This is a genomic window from Streptomyces sp. NPDC048825, assembly GCF_043198355.1.
GTDB classification, from domain to species: domain Bacteria; phylum Actinomycetota; class Actinomycetes; order Streptomycetales; family Streptomycetaceae; genus Streptomyces; species Streptomyces xiangluensis.
The window spans coordinates 1-25,648 of record NZ_JBICUR010000021.1 but is presented as its reverse complement, the minus strand read 5'-3'; the positions used below and the strand labels follow the sequence as shown (position 1 = coordinate 25,648).

Below are 25,648 nucleotides of genomic sequence, written 5' to 3'. Positions count from 1 at the left end.
ATTCTGCGCCAGGTCGCCGGCTGGGTTCGGCGGGTTTCGGGCGGCGGGTGTGGCTGCTGCCAGGCCCGGACCCGCCCGCTGCCGGGAACCGAGACGATTCGGGGTCACGACGGGTCCCGGACGGTGCGTACTCCCTCATCGCAGCGCGCAGCGCCCCGCACCGCGGCCTGCGCCGGCCTCCGCCACAGCCCGTGCCTCTGCCCAGGCGCCTCCCGCGAACCCCTCCGCGAGGCCGTCTTCGCAGGTCAAACCCGTTGTCAGTGGCGGGGTGCAGGATGGGGGCATGGTCAGGTCTGCGCATGGTGCCCTCGACGGCTTCTCGCCCGCGACCCGCGGCTGGTTCGCGGGGGCCTTCTCCGCGCCCACCGACGCCCAGGCCGGGGCGTGGCGGGCCATCGGGGCGGGCTCGGATGTGCTTGTGGTCGCGCCGACCGGTTCCGGCAAGACGCTGGCCGCGTTCCTCGCCGCGCTCGACCAGCTGGCCTCGACGCCGCCGCCGGCCGACCCCAAGAAGCGCTGCCGGGTGTTGTACGTGTCGCCGCTCAAGGCGCTCGCGGTCGACGTCGAGCGGAATCTGCGCAGCCCGCTGACCGGCATCAAGCAGGAAGCAGTGCGCCTCGGGCTGCCCGAGCCCGAGGTGAAGGTCGGCATCCGTTCCGGCGACACCCCGCCCGCCGAGCGCCGCGCGTTGTCAACGCGCCCGCCCGACATCCTGATCACGACGCCGGAGTCGCTGTTCCTGATGCTCACCTCGGCCACACGCGAGGCGCTGACCGGTATCGAGACGGTGATCCTGGACGAGGTGCACGCGGTCGCGGGCACCAAGCGCGGCGCCCATCTCGCCCTGACCCTGGAGCGGCTCGACGAGTTGCTGCCGAAGCCTGCGCGCCGCATCGGCCTGTCCGCGACGGTGCGTCCGGTGGATGAAGTGGCGCGCTATCTCTCGCCGCGCCGCAAGGCGGAGATCGTCCAGCCGCCGTCCGGCAAGGAGTTCGACCTGTCGGTGGTCGTTCCGGTGGAGGATCTCGCCGAGTTGGGGGGCTCCCCGGTCGCCGACTCCGACGAGGGTGCCGAGCGCCCGTCGATCTGGCCGCATGTCGAGGAGCGGATCGCCGATCTCGTCCAGGCACACCGCTCGACGATCGTGTTCGCGAACTCCCGGCGGCTCGCGGAGCGGCTCTGCAACCGGCTCAACGAGATCGCGTACGAGAGGGCGACGGGCGAGCCTATGGAGGAGCACCATGCCCCCGCCCAGCTGATGGGCGGTTCGGGCGCGGCCCAGGGCGCCCCGCCGGTCATCGCGCGCGCCCACCACGGCTCGGTTTCCAAGGAGCAGCGCGCGCTGGTCGAGGAGGACCTGAAGGCGGGCCGGCTGCCTGCGGTGGTCGCCACCTCCAGTCTCGAACTGGGCATCGACATGGGCGCGGTGGACCTCGTCGTGCAGGTCGAGTCCCCGCCGTCGGTGGCTTCCGGTCTCCAGCGCGTCGGCCGCGCGGGGCACCAGGTCGGGGCGGTCTCCACCGGTGTCGTCTTCCCCAAGTACCGAGGGGACCTCGTCCAGGCCGCCGTCGTCACCGAGCGGATGCGCACCGGCTCCATCGAGTCCCTCCGTATCCCCGCCAACCCCCTGGACGTGCTGGCCCAGCAGCTGGTCGCCATGACCGCCCTGGACACCTGGCAGGTCGACGACCTGCTCGCGACGGTTCGCCGGGCCGCACCCTTCGCATCGCTTCCGGAGTCCGCGTTCACGGCGGTGCTCGACATGCTCGCGGGCCGCTATCCGTCCGACGCCTTCGCGGAGTTGCGGCCACGCGTCGTCTGGGACCGCGTTGCCGGGACGGTCACCGGCCGCCCAGGCGCGCAGCGCCTCGCCGTCACCTCGGGAGGCACGATTCCGGACCGCGGCCTCTTCGGGGTGTTCCTCGCGGGCGCCGACCCCAAGAAGGGCGGAGGACGGGTCGGCGAGCTCGACGAGGAGATGGTCTACGAATCCCGCGTCGGCGATGTCTTCACGCTCGGCACCAGCTCCTGGCGCATCGAGGACATCACGCGCGACCGCGTCCTCGTCTCGCCCGCGCCCGGAGTGCCGGGCAGGCTGCCGTTCTGGAAGGGCGACCAGCTGGGCCGCCCGCTGGAACTGGGCCGCGCGGTGGGCGCGTTCCTCCGCGAGGTCGGCTCCCTGCCGAAGGACGACGCCCGGCTCCGGCTCCTCGCCGCCGGCCTCGACGCCTGGGCCGCCGACAATGTCCTGTCCTACCTGGCCGAACAGCGCGAGGCCTGCGGCCACATCCCGGACGACCGCACCATCGTCGTCGAGCGGTTCCGCGACGAGCTGGGCGACTGGCGAGTCGTCGTGCACTCCCCCTTCGGCGCCCAGGTCCACGCCCCGTGGGCCCTCGCGCTGGGCGCCCGCCTCTCCGAGCGGTACGGCATGGAGGCGCAGGTCATGCACGCCGACGACGGCATCGTGCTGCGCCTCCCGGACGCCGACCTGCTGGGCTTGGACCTGCTCGACCAGGAACCAAGGACCATGGGCACCGAGTACGACTCGGACCAGGCCCCTGTGGGCGCGGCAGACGTCGCCTTCGACAAGGGCGAGGTCGACCAGATCGTCACCGACCAGGTCGGCGGATCCGCCCTGTTCGCGTCCCGCTTCCGCGAGTGCGCCGCCCGCGCCCTGCTGCTGCCGCGCCGCAGCCCCGGAAAGCGCACCCCGCTGTGGCAGCAGCGCCAGCGCGCCTCACAACTTCTCCAGGTGGCCAGCGAGTTCGGCTCCTTCCCGATCGTCCTGGAGGCGGTGCGCGAGTGCCTCCAGGACGTCTTCGACGTGCCCGGCCTCACGGAACTGATGGGTGACATCGAGTCCCGCAAGGTGCGGCTCGTCGAGGTCACGACACCGGAGCCGTCACCGTTCGCACGGTCACTGCTGTTCGGATACGTCGCGCAGTTCCTGTACGAGGGCGACTCCCCGCTCGCCGAACGACGCGCCGCCGCCCTGTCGCTGGACTCTCGGCTCCTCGCCGAACTCCTCGGCCAGGCCGAGCTGCGCGAGCTCCTGGACGCCGACGTCCTGACCGAGCTGGAGCGCGAACTCCAGTGGCTCACCGAGGACCGCCGCGTCAAGGACGCCGAAGGCGTCGCGGACCTGCTGCGCCTGCTCGGCCCCCTCACGGACGCGGATCTGACCGAGCGCGGCGCCGAACCGGAGTGGGCCCCGGAGCTGGCCGCGTCCCGCCGCGCCATCCGGGTCCGGATCGCCGGGGCTGACCACTGGGCGGCGATCGAGGACGCGGGCCGACTGCGTGACGCGCTCGGCACGGCGCTGCCCGTCGGCGTCCCCGAGGCCTTCACCGAGCCGGTCAAGGACCCGCTCGGCGACCTCCTCGCGCGGTACGCACGCACCCACGGTCCGTTCACCTCGACCGCGGCGGCGGCACGCTTCGGCCTCGGTACGGCGGTCACCGAGGGCGCCCTGCAGCGGCTCGCCGCGGGCGGCCGTGTCGTACAAGGAGAGTTCCACCCGGCCGGCATCGGCCAGGAATGGTGCGACGCGGCGGTGCTGCGGCGGCTGCGGCGCCGTTCGCTCGCGGCGCTGCGGCAGGAGCTGGAGCCGGTGCCGCCCGCCGCACTCGCCCAGTTCCTGCCGCAGTGGCAGCATCTGGGCAGCGGGCACGGGCTGCGCGGCATCGACGGGCTCGTACGCGCCGTCGAGCAGTTGCAGGGCGCCTCGGTGCCCGCCTCCGCGCTCGAGAAGCTCGTCCTGCCGTCCCGTGTCGCGAACTACGCTCCGGCGATGCTCGACGAGCTGACAGCCGCGGGCGAGGTGGTGTGGGCCGGAGCCGGCGCACTGCCCGGCAAGGACGGCTGGGTGTCGCTGTATCTGGCGGACGCGGCCCCCCTGCTGCTGCCGGCCCCGCATCCTCTGGAGCTGACCGCGCTCCATCAGTCGGTCCTGGACGCCCTCTCGGGAGGCTATGGGCTCTTCTTCCGCCAGATCGCCGACCAGATCCGCGCCACCACGCACCCCGACGCCACCGACCCCCAACTCGCCGACGCCCTTTGGGACCTGGCCTGGTCGGGCCGGCTGACGAATGACACACTCAGCCCGATGCGCTCCCTCCTGGGCTCTGGTCGCACCGCCGGTTCCACCGCACATCGCGCGAAGCGCACGGTGCCGCGCGGACGGTACGGCAGCCTGACAGCCGCAGCACGCCCCGCCTCCCGTACCGGCCCTCCCACCGTCGCGGGCCGCTGGTCACTGCTCCCTGACCGCGAGGCAGACCCCACCGTGCGCGCCCACGCCCTGGCCCGCACCCTGCTCGACCGGCACGGCGTGGTCACCCGGGGTGCAGTCGCCGCGGAAGGGGTCGAGGGCGGCTTCTCGGCGACGTACCGCATCTTGTCCGCCTTCGAAGACAGCGGGCAGGCACGCCGGGGCTACGTGGTGGAGGGGCTCGGTGCCGCACAGTTCGCGATGGACGGCGCGGTGGACCGGCTTCGCGCGGCGGCCAACGCACGCGAGCGAGGCGAGAATCTGCCAGAGGCGGCGTTCCCGGGCGCCAACACCGGCTTCCAGGACCCCTACGCCGACGCCCCCTCCGACACCGGCTTCCCCGGCGGCCCCGCCTCGCGCCCCCGTCCGAGCAACGCCACCCGTGCCATCGTCCTGGCCGCCGCCGACCCGGCAAACGCCTATGGGGCGGCCCTCCCCTGGCCCGACCCCCCGGCCGACGCGGGTCACAAGCCCGGCCGCAAGGCGGGTTCCCTGGTCGTGCTGGTCGACGGCGAGCTGACCCTCTACATGGAGCGCGGCGGCAAGACCCTCCTGGCCTGGCCCTCCGCCTCGGACGACACCCCGCTGAACGACCCACGCCTGCGCATAGCCTCCGAGGCCCTCTCCGCAGCCGCCCGTGCGGGCTCCCTCGGCACGGTCACTGTGGAGCGTGTGAACGGCGTCTCGGCCCTGACGTCGCCCTTCGGCACACTCCTGGAAGGAGCCGGTTTCCACGCGACGCCGCGGGGCCTGCGCATGCGCGCATAAGCCCACCCAGCGCAGTAACACGCACCGACGGACCTGACGAAGGTCGGAGCACCAGGCCGCGCCGGCCTGTCCCCGCCGCCCGCTCGCCTCCCCAGCCGACCGCCAGCCGTCCCAGGCGACCAGTCGTCCGTCCCGTCCTCAGCCACACCACCCGACACACCCCGCCCGCCACCAGCCTCCCCGCGTTCCCGACCAAGACGCCCCCGCCCGCCCCATGCCACCCTGGACCCCATGCCCGAAGGAGACACCGTCTGGCAGACCGCCCGGCGCCTGCACACAGCGCTCGCGGGCCACGTGCTCACCCGCTCCGACCTGCGGGTGCCCAAGTACGCCACGGCCGACCTCACCGGGCGTACCGTCCTGGACGTCACCCCACGTGGAAAGCACCTGCTCACCCGTATCGAGGGCGGGCTGACGCTGCACACGCACCTACGGATGGACGGTTCCTGGAAGGTGTACGCGCCCGGCGAGCGCTGGAGCGGCGGTCCCGGCCACCAGATCCGCGTGATCCTCGGCACCGCGGAGCACACAGCCGTCGGCTACCGGCTCCCCGTACTCGAACTGCTCCGCAGCACCGACGAGCATCGGGCCGTAGGTCACCTCGGCCCCGACCTCCTGGGCCCGGACTGGAACCCCGACAAGGCCCTGGAGAACCTCCTGCGCGACCCGGCCCGCCCGCTCGGCGAAGCCCTCCTCGACCAGCGCAACCTCGCCGGAATCGGCAACGTCTACAAGAGCGAGCTCTGCTTCCTGCTCCGGGCGACTCCATGGCTGCCCATCGGCCACCTCCCCGCCGAACGTGCCGCCCAACTGCCCGCCCTCGCCAAGAAACTCCTGGAAGCCAATCGCGACCGCCCGGCCCGCAGCACCACGGGCCGCCGCGACCAGAACCTCTACGTGTACGGCCGCACACCCCGCCCTTGCCTGCGCTGCCGCACCTCTATCCGTACGGCGAACCAGGGCGACGGCTCCCGAGAACGTCCCACGTATTGGTGCCCGACATGCCAGTCGGGCCCAGCCCCCGAGACGAGGCCTTCCTGATGAGGTGCACCCCGGCACGTACAACCCGTCCACGTACCACTCCGCCCCCATCCCGTACAACTAATTGACGATCCGTCAGAAACTCTCGTACGGTCCCTTCATGCCCGTCACGGCGTACGACCTCACCGGACGCACCGCTTTTGTCACCGGCGCCGCGAGCGGCATCGGCCGCGCCTGTGCCGTGCTGCTCGCGGAGGCAGGGGCTGTCGTCCACTGCGCGGACCGCGATGACCGGGGCCTCGACGAGACGGCGGCCCTGATCAAGGACAAGGGCGGCGCGGCCCACACATACGCCCTCGACGTCACCGACCGCGCCCGGCTCGGCCAGGCGGTCGCGGCCTGTGAGCGTCTCGACGTGATGGCCGCCGTCGCCGGGATCATGCACAGCAGTCCGGTCCTGGAGACCCGCGACGAGGACCTGGACCGAGTAATCGGCGTCAACTTCAAAGGCGTGCTGTATGCGTGCCAGGAGGCGGCCCGCGCCATGATCGCGTCCGGGACACGCGGCAGCATCGTCACCATGGCCTCGGGCGCTGTCGACACCGGAGGGCCCGGGCTGCTCTGCTACGGGGCGGCGAAGGCGGCCGTCGTCCAGTTGACGAAGACCCTGGCGACCGAGATGGGGGCGCACGGCATCCGCGTCAACGCGGTCGCTCCGGGCTGGATCCGCACGCCCATGACAGACCGCCATGACGACGAGTCCCAGGCGCGGACCGAGGCATTCATGGCCCGGATGTCACCGCTGGGCCGGGTCGGCGAGCCGGAGGACATCGCGCACGCGGTCCTGTATCTCGCCGGCGACGCCTCGGCCTTCACAACGGGCCAGATCCTCCGCCCGAACGGCGGCGTGGCCATGCCTTGGTAGCACCAGTGCCGGTCTACTCCCCGATCCGCGACCCAAGCCTCGCGTCAGCCTTGGCCCGGGCTTTCGGCACACAGTGCACCGGAAGCAGACTCAACCCCCACCCCCCGGCCACGACCATCCCCTCCCACGCCCCGACATCCGACGCAAACACCCATCGCACCACTCCGCAGCACCACAGCGTCCCGCCCCCGAGAGCCAGCCCCCACCGCCCTATTCGCATCGCTCGCCACGCCATGGCGCCACCTCCAACCCGCCAACCGACGCTAGACCACGACCGTGAACCACCGGCAGGGCGCATCAATCCCCACGAGGCGCCCAGCGCACCCACACGCGAAAGGCGCTGTCGCTCCGCTTCGAGCGCCCCCGGCCCCTCAACCATCGCCGTCCCGGGACACACCGGCAAACGGTGCAAATGTGATGAAATCGAAACACAAATGCCCCGACGGCCCTCCTCCGGAGCATACGAATCCCCAGCAGCCGCCCTCCAGCAACGCAAAAACCCCGACCGCACCCCTCCAGGTCTCCCCGGAGAGGTCCCGATCGGGGCCCTCACACAGTTCTCAGCCGGTTCTCAGCTCATGAGAGCTTGCTCACGAGCCACCACAAGCCGGCAGCCGTTCAGGCGGCGACTACGTCGACCGCCTCGGTCGGCGCCTTGATCGTCACTCGTTCCGGTGGCACACCGGTCACTGACACGGAATTGAGCATCGGGCGTACTGGCGTTGGCACAGGCTCGGTGGCCGCTGCCGACCGGGCCAGCTCGGCGAGCGCGAGTTCGTCGCTCACTTCTCGCATGAGCTCGGACATCCGTACGTCCAGCGCGTCGCAGATCGCGGAGAGCAGCTCGGAGGAAGCCTCCTTCTGCCCCCGCTCCACCTCGGAGAGATAGCCGAGTGAAACTCGGGCGGACGAGGAGACTTCGCGCAGAGTACGGCCCTGGCGCTGGCGCTGCCGACGCAGCACGTCACCAAGCAGGCGACGGAGCAGAATCATCGGTGGCTCCCTCCTCGGGCCGTGTAGCCGCATCCTTCTCGCCCCACCGTACCGCCTTGCGCCGCGGCCGTGCGGGGAGCGATGTCGTGTTCACTCAGGGCTGTAAACATCAATTCCCCCCGTTCTGTTCCGTATCCTGTGCCCGCTCATTTCCCAGCTGTTCGTGCTCGAGCTCCTCCAGGAGAAGCCCGAGCACGCTCCGTACACTCTCCATACGGATTTCCGTCCGGCCGCCGTTCAACCGCAGCGCCGCCACTTTCCCGCCACCAAAACCGCCGCCGACCTCCGCGGAAGGCCCGTCGACGGCAATGAAAACCGTGCCGACCGGCTGCCCGTCCTGGGTTTCGGGACCTGCGACACCGGTGGTCGCGAGGCCCCAATCCGCGCCGAGCACCTTGCGTACGCCGGCCGCCATCTGGGCTGCGACCTGCGGATCCACCGCCCCGCGCTGTTCCAGAAGGGTGGCGTCGACGCCGAGTAGATCCTGCTTCACATCGGTGGCATACGAGGTCACGGAGCCGCGGAAGGCCTTGGAAGCCCCCGGCACGGCCGTGATCTCCGCTGCCACCAGACCACCCGTCAGGGACTCTGCGACAGCCAGCGTCTCGCCTCTCACTGTCAGTAGTTTCAGCACTTCAGCAGCTTGGGAAGCAGTCATTCCGCCTCCTTTGCCGCTGCTTTCCGCTCGGCGAGACCCTGGCGTCGCAGCACAATGGCTTGTCTCACATAGTCGAGCCCGGTCACCACGGTCAGGGCGACCGCCACAGCCATCACCCAGAACCTCAGGGTCGCCAATGGCCCCGTCAGCGCCAGGACGTACATCCCGACCGCCGTGCCCTGGGCGAGCGTCTTCAACTTTCCGCCGCGGCTCGCCGGAATGACGCCGTAGCGGATAACCAGGAAACGCAGCAGCGTAATTCCCAGTTCCCGCCCGAGGATGACACCCGTCACCCACCACGGCAGATCGCCGAGCGAGGACAGACAGATCAGTGCTGCCCCCATGATCGCCTTGTCGGCGATGGGGTCGGCGATCTTCCCGAAGTCGGTGACGAGGTTGTACGTACGCGCAAGGTGGCCGTCGAAGATGTCGGTGATCATGGCAACCGCGAAAGCGGCCCAGGCCCAGGCCCGCCAGACGGGGTCGTACCCGCCCTCGGCCAGCATCAGCGCGACGAAGCCCGGCACGAGGACGAGGCGGAGCATGGTCAGGAGGTTCGCGACGTTCCAGAGGCTGGCCTGGTTCACGGCCACGGCGCCCAGCTTCCCGCCGCGCGACGACTTCGAGCCCTGAGCACCGGAAGCGCCCGTCCCGGGGGCGCCGGCGGCAGCACCACGCGTGCCGGGCGCGCCGGGGCCGCCCGCCGCGGATGCCGGGACTCCCGTCATCTGGCAGCCTCCTCAGGACCTGCGAGCGAGCCCAGGAGCGGCTCGGCCACCAAGTCGACACCTTCCGTACCGACCACCTTCGCCTCGACCATACGGCCGACCGTCAGACCCTCGCCGCTCGTGAACAGCACCTGGCCGTCAGTCTCCGGCGCCTGATGCGCCGCACGGCCGATCGCGCCCTCGGCGGCGTCGAGCGACTCGACGAGCACCTCCACGGTCTCGCCGACGCGCTCCTCGGCCCGCTGCGAGACAAGCTCCTCCGCGAGCCGCGAGACCCGGGCCAGCCGCTCGGCGACGATGTCCTCGTCCAGCTTGTTCTCGTACGTCGCCGCTTCCGTGCCCTCCTCGTCGGAGTATCCGAAGACGCCGATCGCGTCCAGCCGCGCACCGTTCAGGAAGCGCTCCAGCTCGGCCAGGTCGTCCGCGCTCTCGCCGGGGAAGCCCACGATGAAGTTGGACCGCACGCCCGCCTGCGGGGCCCTGGCGCGGATCGTGTCGAGCAGTTCCAGGAACCGGTCGGTGTCTCCGAAGCGCCGCATCGCGCGCAGCACACCGGGAGCCGAGTGCTGGAAGGACAGGTCGAAGTAAGGCGCGATTTTCGGCGTCGAGGTCAGTACGTCGATGAGCCCGGGCCGCATCTCGGCGGGCTGCAGATAGCTGACCCGCACCCGCTCGATCCCGTCGACCTCGGCAAGCTCCGGCAGCAGCGTCTCCAGGAGCCGGATGTCGCCCAGGTCCTTGCCGTACGAGGTGTTGTTCTCGGAGACCAGCATGATCTCTTTGACGCCCTGCTCGGCCAGCCAGCGTGTCTCCCCCAGGACGTCGGACGGCCGCCGCGAGATGAACGAGCCGCGGAAGGACGGGATGGCGCAGAAGGAGCAGCGGCGGTCGCATCCCGAGGCCAGCTTCACCGAGGCGACCGGAGAACCGTCGAGACGGCGCCGAAGCGGCGCACGGGGGCCCGAAGACGGAGCAAGCCCCTCCGGAAGATCGGCCGGTCCGTGCCCGGGAAGCGCGACCTCGACGGCGGACTCCTGCCGCTCGGCAGGGCTGATCGGCAGCAGCTTGCGGCGGTCCCGCGGGGTGTGGGCGGCGTGGATCCCGCCGTTCAGGATCGTCTGGAGCCGGTCGGAGATGTCCGCGTAGTCGTCGAAGCCCAGCACGCCGTCGGCCTCGGGGAGGGCCTCGGCGAGCTCCTTGCCGTACCGCTCGGCCATGCAGCCGACGGCGACGACGGCCTGGGTTCTGCCGTGTCCCTTGAGGTCGTTGGCCTCCAAGAGGGCGTCGACGGAGTCCTTCTTGGCGGCTTCGACGAAGCCGCACGTGTTCACGACGGCGACGTCCGCTTCCTCGGCGTCCTTCACGAGATGCCAGCCGTCCGCCTCCAAGCGGCCTGCGAGCTCCTCCGAGTCCACCTCGTTACGAGCGCAGCCAAGAGTGACGAGTGCGACGGTACGGCGTTCAGGCATGGGCTCAAGACTACTTCGTCCCACTGACAGCCCACGTCGACGGGGTTGGCCGTCCTTGGCCAACCCCGTACCCGCCTGCCCGAAAAACCCCGTGCCCGTCTGCCCCTGAATGCCGTGCGCCTCAGCCGACCTCGGGGTCGCCCTTCGTGTACGTCAGGCGCTCGACCCCTCCGGGCCGGAACTCGTCGTCGATCTTCTTGCCGTTGACGTACAGCTGGAGCGAACCCGCGTCACCGAGGACGAGGTCGATCTTCTCCTTGTCCTGGAAGGTCTTGGAGTCACCCTGCTCCAGGAAGCCGTCGAACAGCCGTCGGCCGCTGTGATCGTGAGCCGAGATCCAGCTGCGCCCGTCGGGGGCGGTCACCCGGACGGTGACCTTGTCCCGCGGCGCCGCCGCGATGGCGCTGTCCGATGCGTCGGGCGTGGGGTCGGCGGTCTTGTCAGGCTTGCGGTCGGGGGACTTGGTGGCGGCGGGCTTGGAACCCTCGGCGACCTGGGTCTTCGCATCGGCACCGTCGTCACCGCCGCTGAACAGCGTGAACCCGACGAAACCGATCACGGCGACGATCGCGGCGACCATGGCTGCCGTCCAGTTCGGCCGCTGGCGCTCCGGACGGATCCGCTCCGCCTCGAACAGCGGGGCCGCCGGCGTCGGGGCCGGACGCCCGCCGTGCTCGGCGGCGTACTGCGTGAGCAGCGGATCCGGATCGATGTGCACAGCGCGTGCCAGGGTCCGGATGTGACCGCGCGCGTAGACATCTCCGCCGCAGGCGGCGAAGTTGTCCTGCTCGATCGCCTGCACGATGGCGATGCGGACCCGGGTGGCGTTACTGACGTCGTCGACGGTCAGCCCTGCATCGATACGTGCCTGCCGCAGCGCACTGCCGATCGAGGGACGGTCGTCTTCTTCGAAGGGACGCTTGTCCTCAGGGAAGTTGTCCTCAGGGGAGTTGCCGATGGACACGGGGGCGCCTTTCGAGCGAATAGCCACCTGTGCTGGAGGTTCAGTCTATGGGGGGTGCCAAAGGGTGGGGCAACCGGGCGGTATGACTTTGTACGCCATCAGAATGGCCGGACGTCCTGATGGTGGGACACGTATCTGTCCCACCCCTCAACTTGACGTGCGCCGAAGGGAAACGGTTGCTCGCCGCCTCTTTACGGATGAGTCACGTTCGCGCATCGTCGACCCACTCGCGCAGGGACCCGGCCCGCACCGATTCCTGACGGTGATTCCTTACGGTTGAGCCTCCCCACGGATCACCGCGAGCACTCCGTCCAGCTCGTCAGGTTTCACAAGAACATCACGAGCCTTGGAACCCTCGCTCGGCCCGACGATGTTGCGGGACTCCATGAGGTCCATCAGCCGCCCGGCCTTGGCGAACCCGACGCGCAGCTTGCGCTGGAGCATCGAGGTGGATCCGAACTGCGTGGAGACGACCAGTTCGGCCGCCTGGCACAGCAGGTCGAGGTCGTCGCCGATGTCCTCGTCGATCTCCTTCTTCTGCTTGGTGCCGACCACGACGTCGTCCCTGAAGACCGGCGCCATCTGGTCCTTGCAGTGCTGTACGACCGCCGCGACCTCGTCCTCGGTCACGAAGGCGCCCTGCATACGGACCGGTTTGTTGGCCCCCATCGGCAGGAAGAGCCCGTCGCCCTTGCCGATCAGCTTCTCGGCGCCGGGCTGGTCGAGGATGACGCGGCTGTCGGCGAGCGAGGAGGTGGCGAAGGCGAGCCGGGACGGCACGTTCGCCTTGATCAGACCGGTGACGACATCGACGGAGGGGCGCTGAGTGGCGAGGACGAGATGGATACCGGCCGCGCGCGCGAGCTGCGTGATGCGCACGATGGCGTCTTCGACATCCCTGGGGGCGACCATCATCAGGTCCGCGAGCTCGTCGACGATCACCAGCAGATACGGGTACGGGCTGAGCTCACGCTCGCTGCCCTCGGGCAGCTTGACCTTGCCGTTCCTGATGGCCTCGTTGAAGTCGTCGATGTGCCGGAATCCGAACGCCGCGAGGTCGTCGTAACGCAGATCCATCTCCCGTACGACCCACTGCAGCGCCTCGGCGGCCCGCTTCGGGTTGGTGATGATCGGCGTGATGAGGTGCGGAACACCTTCGTACGCGGTGAGTTCGACGCGCTTGGGGTCGACGAGCACCATGCGGACGTCCTCGGGCGTCGCCCTGACCATGATCGACGTGATCAGACAGTTGATGCACGACGACTTACCGGACCCGGTCGCTCCGGCCACCAGCACGTGCGGCATCTTCGCAAGGTTGGCCATCACATAGCCGCCCTCGACGTCCTTGCCGAGCGCGACCAGCATCGGATGGTCGTCCTCAGCCGCGTCGGCCAGCCGCAGTACGTCGCCCAGGTTGACCATCTCGCGATCGGTGTTGGGGATCTCGATGCCAACCGCCGACTTGCCGGGGATCGGGCTGATGATCCGCACATCCGGGCTGGCGACGGCATACGCGATGTTCTTGGTGAGCGCCGTGATGCGCTCGACCTTCACGGCGGGGCCGAGCTCGACCTCGTACCGAGTGACCGTCGGGCCGCGCGTGAATCCGGTGACGGAGGCGTCGACCTTGAACTCGGTGAAGACGGTGGTGAGCGACTCGACGATGGCGTCGTTGGCGGCGCTGCGCGCCTTGCCCGGGCCGCCGCGCTCCAGGAGGTCGAGCGACGGCAGGGAGTACGTGATGTCGCCGGAGAGCTGGAGCTGTTCGGCGCGCGGCGGTAGATCGCGTGGCTCCTCCGGGGGCGCCTTGGTCAGGTCGGCGACCTCGGCCTTCAGCATCTCCTGCTTGGGCTTGCCGCCCTTGCTGCGCGCGGCCGGTACCGGCGTCGTCTCCTGGTGCCCACCACCCGTGTCCTCGCGGTCCCCGCGATCCGCCCCGACGCCCTGCGTCAGATCAGCCACGAGCGCCGAGGGCGGCATCCCGTGCATCACGGCACCGTCGAGCGCCGCTGCGGCCGCCGCGGCCACGTCCACCGCGTCCCTCTGCCGGTCCGCGGCGGGTTGCTGGGCGGGGGGCCGCCTGGAGCGGCTGCGACGCTTGGAGAGCGCCTCCTGCTCGGCGCTGTCCGGGTCGTACTCCTCGGACGCCCGGGGCGCGGAGCGGCGCTTTCGGGAGCGCGCGGGCAGCGCCTCGCGCCACTGGTCGTCGTAGCGCTCGTCGTCCTCGCTGAAGTCGCTCTCGGCCGTCTTCGGCTGTACGAGGCCAAGCTTGGTGCCGAGCAGCCGAAGCCGCTGCGGAATGGCGTTCACGGGGGTCGCCGTGACGACCAGGAGCCCGAAAATGGTGAGCAGCACGAGGAGCGGTACGGCCAGGATCTGGCCCATCATGTACGTCAGCGGCGTCGCCGCGCCCCAGCCGATGAGCCCGCCGGCGTCCCGTATGGCCTGCATGCCGTCGCTGCGCGCGGGCGCGCCGCAGGCGATGTGGACCTGGCCGAGTACGCCGATGACGAGCGCGGACAGGCCGATGACGATACGTCCGTTGGCCTCTGGCTTCTCGGGGTGCCGGATGAGTCGTACGGCGATCACCGCGAGCAGGAGCGGCACAAGCAGGTCGAGGCGGCCGAAGGCGCCGGTCACCAGCAGCTCGACGAGGTCGCCGACAGGGCCCCGGAGGTTGGACCAGGTGCCCGCGGCGACGATCAGGGCGAGGCCGAGCAGCAGCAGGGCGAGTCCGTCCTTTCGATGCGCCGGGTCGAGCCCCTTCGCGCCCTGCCCTATGCCTCGGAACACGGCGCCGACGGCGTGCGCGAGACCGAGCCAGAGGGCGCGTACGAGCTTGAACAAGCCCCCTGTGGGATTGGGCGCCGGTTTGGGCGGCGCGGCTTTCCTGGCCGCGGCCTTCTTCGCAGGAGCCTTCTTGGCCGGGGCCTTCTTCGCGGGGGCCTTCTTCGCCGCAGCCTTCTTCGGAGCGGCCGCCTTCTTCGCGGTCGACTTCTTGGCTGCGGGCTGACGAGGGGCCATGGGTGTGAGGTTACCGGGGGAGACCACTGCGGACACGTGTGCCTTCTGCTTCACCCGTTCGTGTCGCCTCCATAGAGGCGCCAAGTTGACGGAGCCTCAACCGCAGTAGGGGACTCGCCGGGCAAAGCACGCCGGAGAGCAGCGCCGTTCAGCTCAGCTCGCAGGCAGGCAACACACACGCGGGCCATCAGCTCATGCGCGGACCAGGCGACACCGGACTCCTGCATTTCCGCCGTTGTGCAAACTCAGTTCTGCGAAGGCAGAGAAGCCGCGCTGTTCCCCGAGCCCGGTTCCAGCGCGTCCAGCGCCCTGCGCAGTCCCGTGAGTTTGCGCTCGAGATGAGCTGCGGTCGCCACCGCCGCCGCATCCGCCGAGTCGTCGTCGAGTTGCTTGGAGAGCGCCTCGGCCTGCTCCTCTACCGCCGCGAGCCGCGCGGAGAGTTCGGCGAGCAGTCCAGCCGGTTCCTTGGTCTCCGCGCTCTTGCCGCCACCGCCCTCCAGTTGGAGCCGCAACAGCGCCGCCTGCTCCCGGAGTTGGCAGTTCTTCATGTAGAGCTCGACGAACACGGAGACCTTCGCCCGCAGCACCCACGGGTCGAACGGCTTGGAGATGTAGTCCACCGCGCCCGCCGCATATCCCCGGAAGGTGTGGTGCGGGCCGTGGTTGATGGCGGTGAGGAAGATGATCGGGATGTCCCGGGTCCTCTCCCGCCGCTTGATGTGCGCGGCGGTCTCGAAACCGTCCATGCCCGGCATCTGGACATCCAGCAGAATGACCGCGAAATCGTCCGTGAGCAGTGCTTTGAGCGCTTCCTCCCCGGACGATGCCCGAACCAGTGTCTGATCGAGCGCAGAGAGGATGGCCTCCAGCGCCAGCAGATTCTCCGGCCGGTCATCGACCAGGAGGATCTTGGCCTTCTGCACCATGGCCCGTCCTCCTCGCCCCGGCAGTGCACCGGGCGCCGCCCCAGGGGACGACTCCCTTACGCCGCCCGTCCTTGTGCCGGTCATGGTAGCCGCACCCCGCCTGTCGCCACACCCTGTCACCGCGATGTCACTGTGCACGTAGCAGAAACGCGGCAGGAGACCAGAAGGTTCCCCGAATCCCGGGTTTCTACACGGGGCCGGGCACAGTCAGTCAGCAGCACCGCGCGCTCTGGTCCCCCATGCTCACTGTGCACTTGAACAGGGGGACCCGATCCGGTCATCGCTCGTGCATCCACCGGTCCATCACCTCGAGCAGATGATCGGGATCGACCGGCTTCGTCACATAGTCGGAAGCCCCCGACTCGATCGCCTTCTCGCGGTCGCCCTTCATCGCCTTCGCGGTGAGGGCGATGATCGGCAGGCCGGCGAACTGGGGCATCCGGCGGATCGCCGTCGTGGTCGCGTACCCGTCCATCTCGGGCATCATGATGTCCATCAGGACGACCGTGAGGTCGTCGTGCTGCTCCAGGACCTCGATGCCCTCGCGGCCGTTCTCGGCGTACAGCACCGACAGGCCGTGCTGCTCCAGGACGCTGGTGAGCGCGAACACATTGCGGATGTCGTCGTCGACGATCAGCACTTTCTCGCCCTCGAAGTGGAAGGCGCCCCTCGGCCGGCCGGACGCCTCCTCACCGCGCGCGGCCCAGGGCTCCTGGACCTGGCCCTGCTGCCCCGACAGCACGGGCCGCTGCCCGGCAGAGGGCAGCGACCTGCGGCGCCGCCTGAAGAGCGCGGCGGCCCCGTTCTGGGTCTCCTGGTACGACTTGACCTCGGCGGGCGTCTCCACAGGGGCCCCGTCGTCGACCTCCGCGGGCAGCGCGAGCGCTCCGTTGTCCATCGCCGGCGCCGCGAGCTGCGGGTAGCCCTGCGGCGGCAGTTCGCTCGCGTGCAGTGGCAAATACAGGGTGAACGTGGAGCCGCGTCCCGGCTCGCTCTGCGCATGGATCTCGCCGCCCAGCAGCCGCGCGATCTCCCGCGAGATGGACAGCCCCAGTCCCGTACCGCCGTACTTCCTGCTCGTCGTGCCGTCCGCCTGCTTGAACGCCTCGAAGATCACCCGCATCTTGCTGGCCGCGATACCGATTCCGGTGTCGGTCACGGAGAACGCGATCAGATCGGCGTCCGCATCCCGCAGCGAGCCGGCCTCCAGGAGCTGCTCCCGGATGGCGACGGGCACGTCCGCGCCGGCGGGCCGGATGACCAGTTCGACCGCCCCCGAGTCGGTGAACTTCACCGCGTTGGACAGCAGGTTACGCAGCACCTGGAGGAGCCGTTGCTCGTCCGTGTGCAGCGTGGCGGGCAGTTCGGGAGAGACGCGTACGGAGAAATCGAGGCCCTTCTCTGCCGTCAGCGGACGGAAAGTGGCCTCTACGTAGTCGACGAGTTGGACCAGAGCGATCCGCGTCGGCGATACGTCCATCTTCCCCGCCTCGACCTTGGACAGGTCGAGGATGTCGTTGATCAGCTGGAGCAGGTCGGAGCCGGCTCCATGGATCGTCTCGGCGAACTCGACCTGCTTCGGGGTGAGGTTGGAGTCCGCGTTGTCGGCGAGCAGTTTGGCGAGGATGAGCAGCGAGTTGAGCGGCGTACGCAGCTCGTGCGACATGTTGGCGAGGAACTCGCTCTTGTAGCGCATGGAGACCGCGAGTTGCTCGGCGCGCTCCTCCAGGACCTGCCGCGCCTCCTCGATCTCGGTGTTCTTGACCTCGATGTCGCGGTTCTGCCGGGCCAGCAGCTCGGCCTTCTCCTCCAGTTCGGCGTTGGAAGCCTGGAGGGCCTTCTGCCGGTTCTCCAACTCGGCTGACCGCTCCCTCAGTTGCTCGGTCAGCTCCTGCGACTGCTTGAGCAGCACCTCGGTCTTGGTGTTGACGGCGATCGTGTTGACGCTCGTCGCGATCATCTCGGCGATCTGGTTGAGGAAGTCCTTCTGGATCTGCGTGAACGGCTGGAACGATGCGAGCTCGATCACTCCAAGAACGGTCGCCTCGAAGAGGACCGGCAGCACGATGACATGCGCCGGAGGCGCCTCACCGAGCCCGGAGGCGATCTTCAGGTACCCCGGCGGCACATTGTCGACGAGAATCGTCCGCTTCTCCTTGGCGGCCGTCCCGATCAACGTCTCTCCGGGCCGGAACGACGTCGGCATGGACCCCATGGAGTAGCCGTAGTGCCCGAGCATGCGCAGTTCGTACGAGTCGTCGCCCGCGGCGCCCACATCCTTGCCGTCGTCCAGGGGCATCGCCAGGAAGAACGCACCGTGCTGCGCCGAGACCACCGGAGTCAGCTCGCTCATGATCAGCGCGGCCACGTCGGCGAGGTCGCGGCGGCCCTGCATCAGACCTGAGATACGGGCCAGGTTGCCCTTCAGCCAGTCCTGTTCCTCGTTGGCGATGGTCGTGTCGCGCAGGTTGGCGATCATCTTGTTGATGTAGTCCTGAAGTTCCTGGATCTCGCCGGAGGCGTCCACGTCGATCTTCAGGTTGAGGTCGCCGCGGGTCACCGCGGTCGCCACGCGCGCGATGGCGCGTACCTGCCGGGTCAGGTTCCCTGCCATCTCGTTCACCGACTCGGTGAGGTCGCGCCAGGTGCCGTCGACGTCGCGTACGCGCGCCTGGCCGCCCAACTGCCCCTCGGTGCCCACCTCGCGGGCGACGCGGGTGACCTCTTCGGCGAAGGACGAGAGCTGGTCGACCATCGTGTTGATGGTGGTTTTGAGCTCCAGGATCTCGCCACGCGCGTCGATGTCGATCTTCTTGGTCAGGTCGCCCTTGGCGATGGCCGTGGTGACCATCGCGATGTTGCGCACCTGGCCGGTGAGGTTGGACGCCATGCCGTTCACGGACTCGGTGAGGTCCTTCCACGTACCGGCGACCCCCGGGACGTGCGCCTGACCGCCGAGGATGCCGTCCGTGCCCACCTCACGGGCCACCCGCGTCACCTGGTCGGCGAACGAACTCAGCGTCCGCACCATCGTGTTGACGGTGTCCGCGAGCTGGGCGACCTCGCCGCTCGCCTCGACCGTGACCTTCTTGGTGAGGTCGCCGTTGGCCACCGCCGTCGCGACCTGGGAGATGTTGCGCACCTGACCCGTGAGGTTGTTGGCCATCACGTTGACGTTGTCGGTCAGGTCCTTCCAGATGCCGGAGACACCGGGCACCCGCGCCTGACCGCCGAGGCTGCCGTCCGTGCCCACCTCACGGGCCACCCGCGTGACCTGCTCGGCGAAGTTGGACAGCTGGTCGACCATCGTGTTGACGGTGGTGACCAGGGCGAGGATCTCGCCCTTCGCGTCGACGGTGATCTTCTTGGAGAGGTCGCCATTGGCGACCGCCGTGGTGACCTCGGCGATGTTCCGCACCTGAATGGTGAGGTTGTTCGCCATGAAGTTGACGGACTGCGTGAGGTCCTTCCAGGTGCCGGAGACACCCTGCACCTCCGCCTGACCGCCGAGGATGCCTTCCGTGCCCACCTCACGGGCCACCCGCGTGACCTGCTCGGCGAAGTTCGAGAGCTGGTCCACCATCGTGTTGAGGGTGTTCTTCAGCTCCAGGATCTCCCCGCGCGCGTCCACGTCGATCTTCTGCGACAGGTCACCGCGGGCCACCGCGGTCGCGACCTGCGCGATGTTGCGCACCTGGGCGGTGAGGTTGCCGGCCATGCCGTTCACGGAGTCGGTGAGGTCCCGCCACACACCGGCGACACCGGGCACCTGGGCCTGACCGCCAAGCCGGCCCTCCGTGCCCACCTCGCGGGCCACCCGGGTCACCTGGTCGGCGAACGCGGAGAGCTGGTCCACCATCGTGTTGAGGGTGTTCTTCAGCTCCAGGATCTCCCCGCGCGCGTCCACGTCGATCTTCTGCGACAGGTCACCCCGCGCCACCGCCGTCGTCACCTGGGCGATCTGCCGCACCTGCGAGGTGAGGTTGCCCGCCATGAAGTTGACGGAGTCGGTGAGCTCCTTCCACGTGCCGGAGACGCCGTCCACGCGGGCCTGACCGCCCAGTCGGCCCTCGGTGCCCACGTCCCGGGCCACCCGCGTGACCTCGGCGCCGAACGCGGAGAGCTGGTCCACCATCGTGTTCACGGTGTTCTTCAGCTGGAGCATCTCGCCGGAGACGTCCACCGTGACCTTCTGCGACAGGTCGCCGTTGGCCACGGCCGTCGTCACCTGCGCGATGTTCCTCACCTGTCCGGTGAGGTTCCGGAACGCCGTGTTGACGGAGTCCGTCAGGTCCTTCCACGTACCGGCCGCGCCCGGCACCGCCGCCTGGCCGCCCAGTTCACCCTCGACGCCGATCTCTCGCGCCACTCGCGTGACTTCAGCACCGAACGACGACAGCTGGTCGACCATCGTGTTGACGGTGTTCTTCAGCTCCAGCATCTCGCCGGCGACCTCGACGCTGACCTTCTGCGAAAGGTCACCGTTGGCCACCGCCGTCGTCACCGCGGCGATGTCCCGAACCTGAGTGGTGAGATTCCGGAAGACCGTGTTCACCGAATCGGTGAGGTCCTTCCACGTGCCCGCCGCACCCGGCACGTTCGCCTGCCCGCCGAGCCGCCCCTCGCCGCCGACCTCGTTGGCCACACGCGTGACCTCGTCCGCGAACGTACGCAGCGTCTCGGTCATCTGGTTGATCGTCTCGGCGAGCTGCGCCATCTCACCGCGCGCCGAAACCGTCACCTTCTGCGACAGGTCACCGTTGGCGACCGCCGTCGTCACCTGCGCGATCCCGCGGACCTGGGCCGTCAGATTGCCGGCCATAAGATTCACCGAATCGGTGAGGTCCTTCCACACACCGGCCACACCGGGCACCTGCGCCTGCCCGCCGAGCTCGCCCTCCGTGCCGACCTCGCGCGCGACTCGCGTCACCTCGGAGGAGAACGAGGAAAGCTGGTCCACCATCGTGTTGACGGTGTTCTTGAGTTCCAGCATCTCGCCGGCCACATGAACCGTGACCTTCCGGGACAAGTCACCCTTGGCAACCGCCGTCGTCACCAGCGCGATGTCGCGAACCTGAGCCGTCAGCCGGTACGCCATCGTGTTGACCGAATCCGTGAGGTCCTTCCACGAACCGGACATCCCGCGCACACGGGCCTGCCCGCCCAGCTTGCCCTCCGTGCCGACCTCACTGGCCACACGCGTGACCTCGTCGGTGAACGTGGACAGCTGGTCGACCAGGTTGTTGACCGTACGACCGACCTTCAGGAACTCCCCGCGGAGCGGATGCCCACTGCCGTCCGGGGCCTGCGCCCGCAGTTCCATACGCGGCGACAGATCACCGTCGGCCACCGCGGACAGCACCCGCCCGACCTCGGACACCGGGCGCACGAGGTCGTCGACCAGCGCGTTGGACGCGTCGATCGCCGCGGCCCAGGACCCCTCGCAGACGCCCGTCTCCAGGCGCTCCGTGAGCTTTCCCTCGCGGCCGACCATGCGCCGTACGCGCGACAGTTCGCCCGTCAGATGCAGATTACGGTCGGCCACTTCATTGAAAACCGCCGCGATTTCGGACATAACGCCGTCGCCGGACACGGTCAGCCGCTTGCGGAAGTTACCGTCCCGCATGGACTCCAGGGCCACGAGCAGTCTGTTCAGCGCAGCGGTGTCCACCTCGGTGGTTCCGTTGCGCGGTTTACGCTGGTTACTCAGGGACTGTCCGCCTTTCGCGCGCGCTTTGTCGCCCCGCGTCGCTGCGCCAGACTCCACTGTGTCCCTCCCGCAAGGGTCGACCATTACTGCTCGGGGTGTTCGGGTAGTGCACTGCGTGTTTGGACCATCTCTTGCAGCTTGCCCAGTGTTTCACCGTGCCTGAACCAGGCCATAACAGTTCGGCAGCTTCGCACATCGTCCGCACACACCCTCCCGGACGGAAACACTGTGGTGACCGGCATCCGCATGGACGGCGAAGGTAAGTAACCTTGCATGCGGCTGTCCAGCCACACCGGTCCGTCCGGTCTGGGCGGTGGCACGAGCACGAGCGGGCAGGCATCGGAGGGGCGGCCTCACCATGACCACCGGAGTGCATCCTGGGGGACAGCCCCAGGATCCCGGACCAACAGGCAACCGCCATCTGCCGCGGCAGGGGCGAGTCGGCCACGAAGCCCTGCCCGCAGAGACCCGGACAAGGAGTGCTGTGATCACCGCTCGCGCGGCCGCCAGCTTCGACCCCGTCGGACGGTCCGTCGCAACCGCTCGGTCCTTCGTCCGTGACACCCTCCAGGGCTGGGGTTTCGGTGACATCGTCGACGACGCCGTGGTCCTCACCAGCGAGCTTGTCACCAACGCCGTGGTGCATGCAGGCACGTCCGCCGATGTCCTGTGTCTGCGCACCGAGGACGGCGTACGCATCGAAGTAGCGGACCGCTACCCGGAACGAGAGATTCCACTCCAGGCGGCGGCCGTCAACATGGGCAGCCCCGACCGCGAGGGTGGCCGAGGTCTCCAGCTGTGCGCGGCCCTGGCGGCCTGCTGGGGTGTGGAGTACACGCCCACCCACAAGCAGGTCTGGTTCCAACTCAACCTCCCGGACCGCCCGGTGGGCACGCGTACGGCCGGCCCCTCGCTGCCCGCGGACCTCCTGCCCCTCGCCGACGGCCGCGTACGCGTCGCCGTCGTCCAGATCGACCGCTCCGGCGCCATCTCCGCCTGGAGCGAGGACGCGGAGGAGCTCTTCGGGTACGCCGCCGAGCAGGTCATCGGCAAGCCGCTGACCGACCTCGCGGCCTGGCCGCACACCCCCGGCACCAGCACCGGCATCGCCGAAGCCCTCCAGCTCTCGCGCTGGGAGGGCAGTTACGGCATCCGCGGTGCCAACGGCCGCGTGACGCCTGTGTACGCCTCGCATCTGCGCGTCCGCGACACCGGCGGCGAGCCCTCCACCGTCTGTCTCCTCGTACGGGATCACGAGCGCGCCGTCCTGCAGACTCCCCTGCGCGTACCCGCCGCGGACTCGGCGACACTCTCCGAAGGCGGCCAGGGCACCGACCCCTTCGAGGTGTTCATCGGCTCCCCGGCCCCGGACGACCTCGACGGCCTCCTCCAGCGCACCGTGGAGCGCGCCCGCGACATGCTCGACGGCGACTCCGCCTTCCTCCTCCTGGCCACCGACGACGAGACCGAGCTGGAGGTACGGGCCTCCACCGGGCTCCCCTCCGCCCGCCAGCGCTTCGCTCGCGTCCCCGTGGAGGCGGGTCCCGGCCGGTACGGCTCGGCCCGGATGCCGGCCGTCCACGACGACCTCACGGCCGTCCCGGGCGCCGTACCGCTGCTGAGCGGCACGGGCATGCGGTCGGTCGTCACGGTCCCACTGAAGGTCGAGGGCCGCCTCACAGGCTCGCTCGGCGTCGCGGCCGAGTCCCCTGCGCGATATTCGAACGAAGAGGCCCTGCGCCTCCAGTTCGCCGCCGACCGCATCGCGCTCGCCGTCGAATCGGCCCGCCTGGGCGAGCTGGAGCGTCTGCGCCGGGGCTCGCTGTCCTTCCTCGTAGAGGCCTCCGACCTCCTCGCGGGCACCCTGGACCGCGATCAGACACTGGCCCTCATGGCACAGATGACGGTCCCGACCCTGGCCACCTGGTGTGCCGTCTACACGATTGCCGACCAGGCCTCGGACCCGTATCTCTCGTACGTCCTGCATGAAGACGAGGAGCGCATCGACGGCCTCAAGGCGCTCCTCTCCAAGATCGCCCCTCCTGACCCGGTCCCGACTCCTGGCGCCCGCGTCTGGTCGGCCCCGGCTGAGGCGGCCCACGAGGCGGCCCTGCGCACCTCCATGCGCAGCCTCGGCCGCGGAGAGCCCGCGACGGTCAGCTCCGGCATCGGCACCACCCTCGCCACGGCCTCGGCGGTCGGCGGCGAGACGGTCGTACTCCCCCTGGTGGCCCGCAACCGCGTTATCGGCATGCTGACGCTCGGCAAGCCGACGGACGAACACTTCCGTCAGGAGATCCTCGAACTCGCCGAGGACCTTTCTCGCCGGGCCGCTCTGGCCCTGGACAACGCCCGCCTGTACTCCGAGCGCATGGCCATCAGCCAGTCCCTCCAGCGCAGCCTCCTGCCGCCCGAACTCCCGGTCATCGAGGGCGTGGAGGTCGAGGTCATCTACCGCGCGGCAGGCGAGGGCAATGAGGTCGGCGGCGACTTCTACGACGTCTTCCCGATCCGCGACGGCGCGTACGGCTTCGCCATCGGCGACGTCTGCGGTACGGGCCCGGAGGCCGCCGCCGTCACAGGCCTGGCCCGTCACGCCCTCCGTCTCCTCGCCCGCGAGGGTTTCGGCGGCCCGGCCGTCCTGGAGCGCCTCAACTCCGCGATCCTCGACGAGGGCGCCCGCAGCCGCTTTCTGACGCTCCTGTACGGCGAGTTGTGGCCCCAGGACGACGGCAGTGCCGTCCTGAAGATCGTCTGCGCCGGCCATCCCCTCCCGCTGCGCCTGCGCCAGGACGGCACGGTCGAACCGGCCGCCGAACCGCAGCCCCTTCTCGGCGTGATGGACGACCTCGAGCTGTACGAGCAGACAGTGACGCTCGATCCGGGCGATGTCCTCCTGTGTGTGACGGACGGTGTCACCGAACGCCGCGAAGGCACCCGCATGTTGGGCGACGACGGCCTCACGGACGTCCTCACCACCTGCACGGGCTTGACCGCCGGCGCGGTCGCCGCCCGCATCATGCGCGCGGTCGAACGCTTCGCCTCCGACGCCCCGTCAGACGACATGGCGATCCTGGCCATGCGCGTTCCGGGCCTCCACAAGGACTGACTCAACAGCTGACGCACTGAAATCCCAGAACAAGCCCAGGCATACGAAAAAGGCCTCCGCCCGATTGGGCGGAGGCCTTTGCTGTCAGAGCCCCCAAACGGAATCGAACCGTTGACCTTCTCCTTACCATGGAGACGCTCTACCGACTGAGCTATAGGGGCCTGTCGCGCTCTCGGGTTTTCCCCGCGGCAACGGCATAGATCATACCCCGAACAGCAGAGTGCTCCCACCATCTTCGACGCCGGGCTCGACTAGAAGGCAGGCTGCAACAACCCACCGAGCGCATTGCACGCGGACACCATTCGATGCATCTCACGCTTCGTCAAAGCAGCGTCCACGGGCAGCGCCAGCGTCTCATCGGCGGCGCGCTCGGTCTCCGGCAGATACACGTCCCGCCGGAATCCGGGCATTCGGTGCACAGGCGTCTTCACCGGCACCCAGCACTCAACTCCCCTGGCCCGCACGGCCCGTGCGAAAGCGTCCCGGTCCGGCCGCCCATTGCCCGGCACCCGCACAACGTACTGCTGGTACGTGTGCCCCACGCCACCCTCCGGCGTCCGCACCCCGCTCAACCGCCTGTCCAGATACGCGGCATGAGCCCTGCGCTGCTCGACCTCGTCGTACGGCGCCTTCGACTCGCTCAGCTCCAGCACGAGGAGACCATGCCGCTGCCCAGCGCGCCGCAGCCCAGCGAGGTCAGCAGACCGACCGAAGCGGTGTACGGCGACGACAGCCACCGTCCGCGGCCCGACGACAGCATCGACGGCGGCGGCATCAAGGCAGTACGTGGCCGGGTCGATGTCAGCGAACACCGGCATCGCACCGGTCAGGCTCACGGCCTCGGCGACCTCGACGTTCCCGAACGCCGGCACGACGACCTCGTCACCAAGTCCGACGCCCGCGGCCCTGAGCATTCCTACAGTCCCCATGCCCGGGATGCTTCTCGCGCAACGTGAACGCCAAGTGACGCGCAACAAAAAAGAGCTGGTCCCCGAACCGAAGTTCGGGGACCAGCTCTTTCAATTTTTGTTCGGCGGTGTCCTACTCTCCCACAGGGTCCCCCCTGCAGTACCATCGGCGCTGTAAGGCTTAGCTTCCGGGTTCGGAATGTAACCGGGCG

At 69.3% G+C, this 25,648-nt stretch carries 13 protein-coding genes, 1 tRNA gene and 1 rRNA gene; 4 read left to right on the top strand and 11 right to left on the bottom strand.

Going from position 1 to position 25,648, the window contains the following annotated elements:
- Positions 1 to 283: 283 nt before the first annotated feature.
- From ACGFNK_RS37535 to ACGFNK_RS37525, 3 genes are all read left to right on the top strand, one after another.
- Positions 284 to 5,041 (top strand): ATP-dependent helicase, encoded by a 4,758-nt coding sequence (locus ACGFNK_RS37535; protein WP_393423345.1) that lies wholly within the window; start codon positions 284 to 286, stop codon positions 5,039 to 5,041.
- A gap of 231 nt (positions 5,042 to 5,272) precedes the next feature.
- Entirely contained in the window at positions 5,273 to 6,082 is an 810-nt protein-coding gene (locus ACGFNK_RS37530; protein WP_393423343.1) for an Fpg/Nei family DNA glycosylase, read from the top strand.
- Positions 6,083 to 6,182: 100 nt separating this feature from the next.
- Positions 6,183 to 6,947, top strand: coding sequence for an SDR family NAD(P)-dependent oxidoreductase (locus ACGFNK_RS37525; RefSeq protein WP_393423341.1), 765 nt, complete (start codon positions 6,183 to 6,185; stop codon positions 6,945 to 6,947).
- Positions 6,948 to 7,565: 618 nt separating this feature from the next.
- Here ACGFNK_RS37525 and ACGFNK_RS37520 read toward each other — a convergent pair.
- From ACGFNK_RS37520 to ACGFNK_RS37485, 8 genes are all read right to left on the bottom strand, one after another.
- Entirely contained in the window at positions 7,566 to 7,940 is a 375-nt protein-coding gene (locus ACGFNK_RS37520; RefSeq protein WP_393423339.1) for a helix-turn-helix domain-containing protein, read from the bottom strand.
- A 109-nt stretch (positions 7,941 to 8,049) separates the two neighbouring features.
- Positions 8,050 to 8,598: a CinA family protein gene (locus tag ACGFNK_RS37515; protein ID WP_393423337.1), complete on the bottom strand. Its 549-nt coding sequence runs from the start codon at positions 8,596 to 8,598 to the stop codon at positions 8,050 to 8,052.
- Positions 8,595 to 9,326: a CDP-diacylglycerol--glycerol-3-phosphate 3-phosphatidyltransferase gene (gene pgsA, locus ACGFNK_RS37510; RefSeq protein WP_393423335.1), complete on the bottom strand. Its 732-nt coding sequence runs from the start codon at positions 9,324 to 9,326 to the stop codon at positions 8,595 to 8,597. The genes ACGFNK_RS37515 and pgsA overlap by 4 nt, the downstream gene beginning before the upstream one ends.
- Complete coding sequence (gene rimO, locus ACGFNK_RS37505) at positions 9,323 to 10,795, bottom strand: 30S ribosomal protein S12 methylthiotransferase RimO (RefSeq protein ID WP_393423333.1); 1,473 nt, start codon at positions 10,793 to 10,795, stop codon at positions 9,323 to 9,325. The genes pgsA and rimO overlap by 4 nt, the downstream gene beginning before the upstream one ends.
- A gap of 121 nt (positions 10,796 to 10,916) precedes the next feature.
- On the bottom strand, positions 10,917 to 11,759 hold the full coding sequence (locus tag ACGFNK_RS37500; RefSeq protein ID WP_393423331.1) for a helix-turn-helix domain-containing protein: 843 nt from the start codon (positions 11,757 to 11,759) through the stop codon (positions 10,917 to 10,919).
- 270 nt (positions 11,760 to 12,029) lie between these two features.
- The gene (locus ACGFNK_RS37495) at positions 12,030 to 14,783 is read right to left on the bottom strand and encodes a DNA translocase FtsK (protein ID WP_393423329.1); all 2,754 of its coding nucleotides are present in this window, start codon (positions 14,781 to 14,783) and stop codon (positions 12,030 to 12,032) included.
- 245 nt (positions 14,784 to 15,028) lie between these two features.
- The gene (locus tag ACGFNK_RS37490; RefSeq protein ID WP_393423327.1) at positions 15,029 to 15,709 is read right to left on the bottom strand and encodes a two-component system response regulator; all 681 of its coding nucleotides are present in this window, start codon (positions 15,707 to 15,709) and stop codon (positions 15,029 to 15,031) included.
- 277 nt (positions 15,710 to 15,986) lie between these two features.
- Complete coding sequence (locus tag ACGFNK_RS37485) at positions 15,987 to 21,476, bottom strand: HAMP domain-containing protein (protein WP_393423325.1); 5,490 nt, start codon at positions 21,474 to 21,476, stop codon at positions 15,987 to 15,989.
- A gap of 301 nt (positions 21,477 to 21,777) precedes the next feature.
- On the opposite strand from ACGFNK_RS37485, the gene ACGFNK_RS37480 reads away from it, so the two are divergent.
- A complete protein-coding gene (locus tag ACGFNK_RS37480; RefSeq protein WP_393423323.1) occupies positions 21,778 to 24,528 on the top strand; it encodes a SpoIIE family protein phosphatase in 2,751 nt (916 codons plus the stop codon).
- An 88-nt stretch (positions 24,529 to 24,616) separates the two neighbouring features.
- Here the strand turns inward: ACGFNK_RS37480 and ACGFNK_RS37475 are convergent.
- From ACGFNK_RS37475 to rrf, 3 genes are all read right to left on the bottom strand, one after another.
- A tRNA-Thr gene (locus ACGFNK_RS37475) sits at positions 24,617 to 24,689 on the bottom strand.
- Between the two features lie 90 nt (positions 24,690 to 24,779).
- Positions 24,780 to 25,442 (bottom strand): DegT/DnrJ/EryC1/StrS family aminotransferase, encoded by a 663-nt coding sequence (locus tag ACGFNK_RS37470; protein WP_386344914.1) that lies wholly within the window; start codon positions 25,440 to 25,442, stop codon positions 24,780 to 24,782.
- A gap of 114 nt (positions 25,443 to 25,556) precedes the next feature.
- Positions 25,557 to 25,648 (bottom strand): 5S ribosomal RNA (gene rrf / locus ACGFNK_RS37465); the annotation flags it as partial.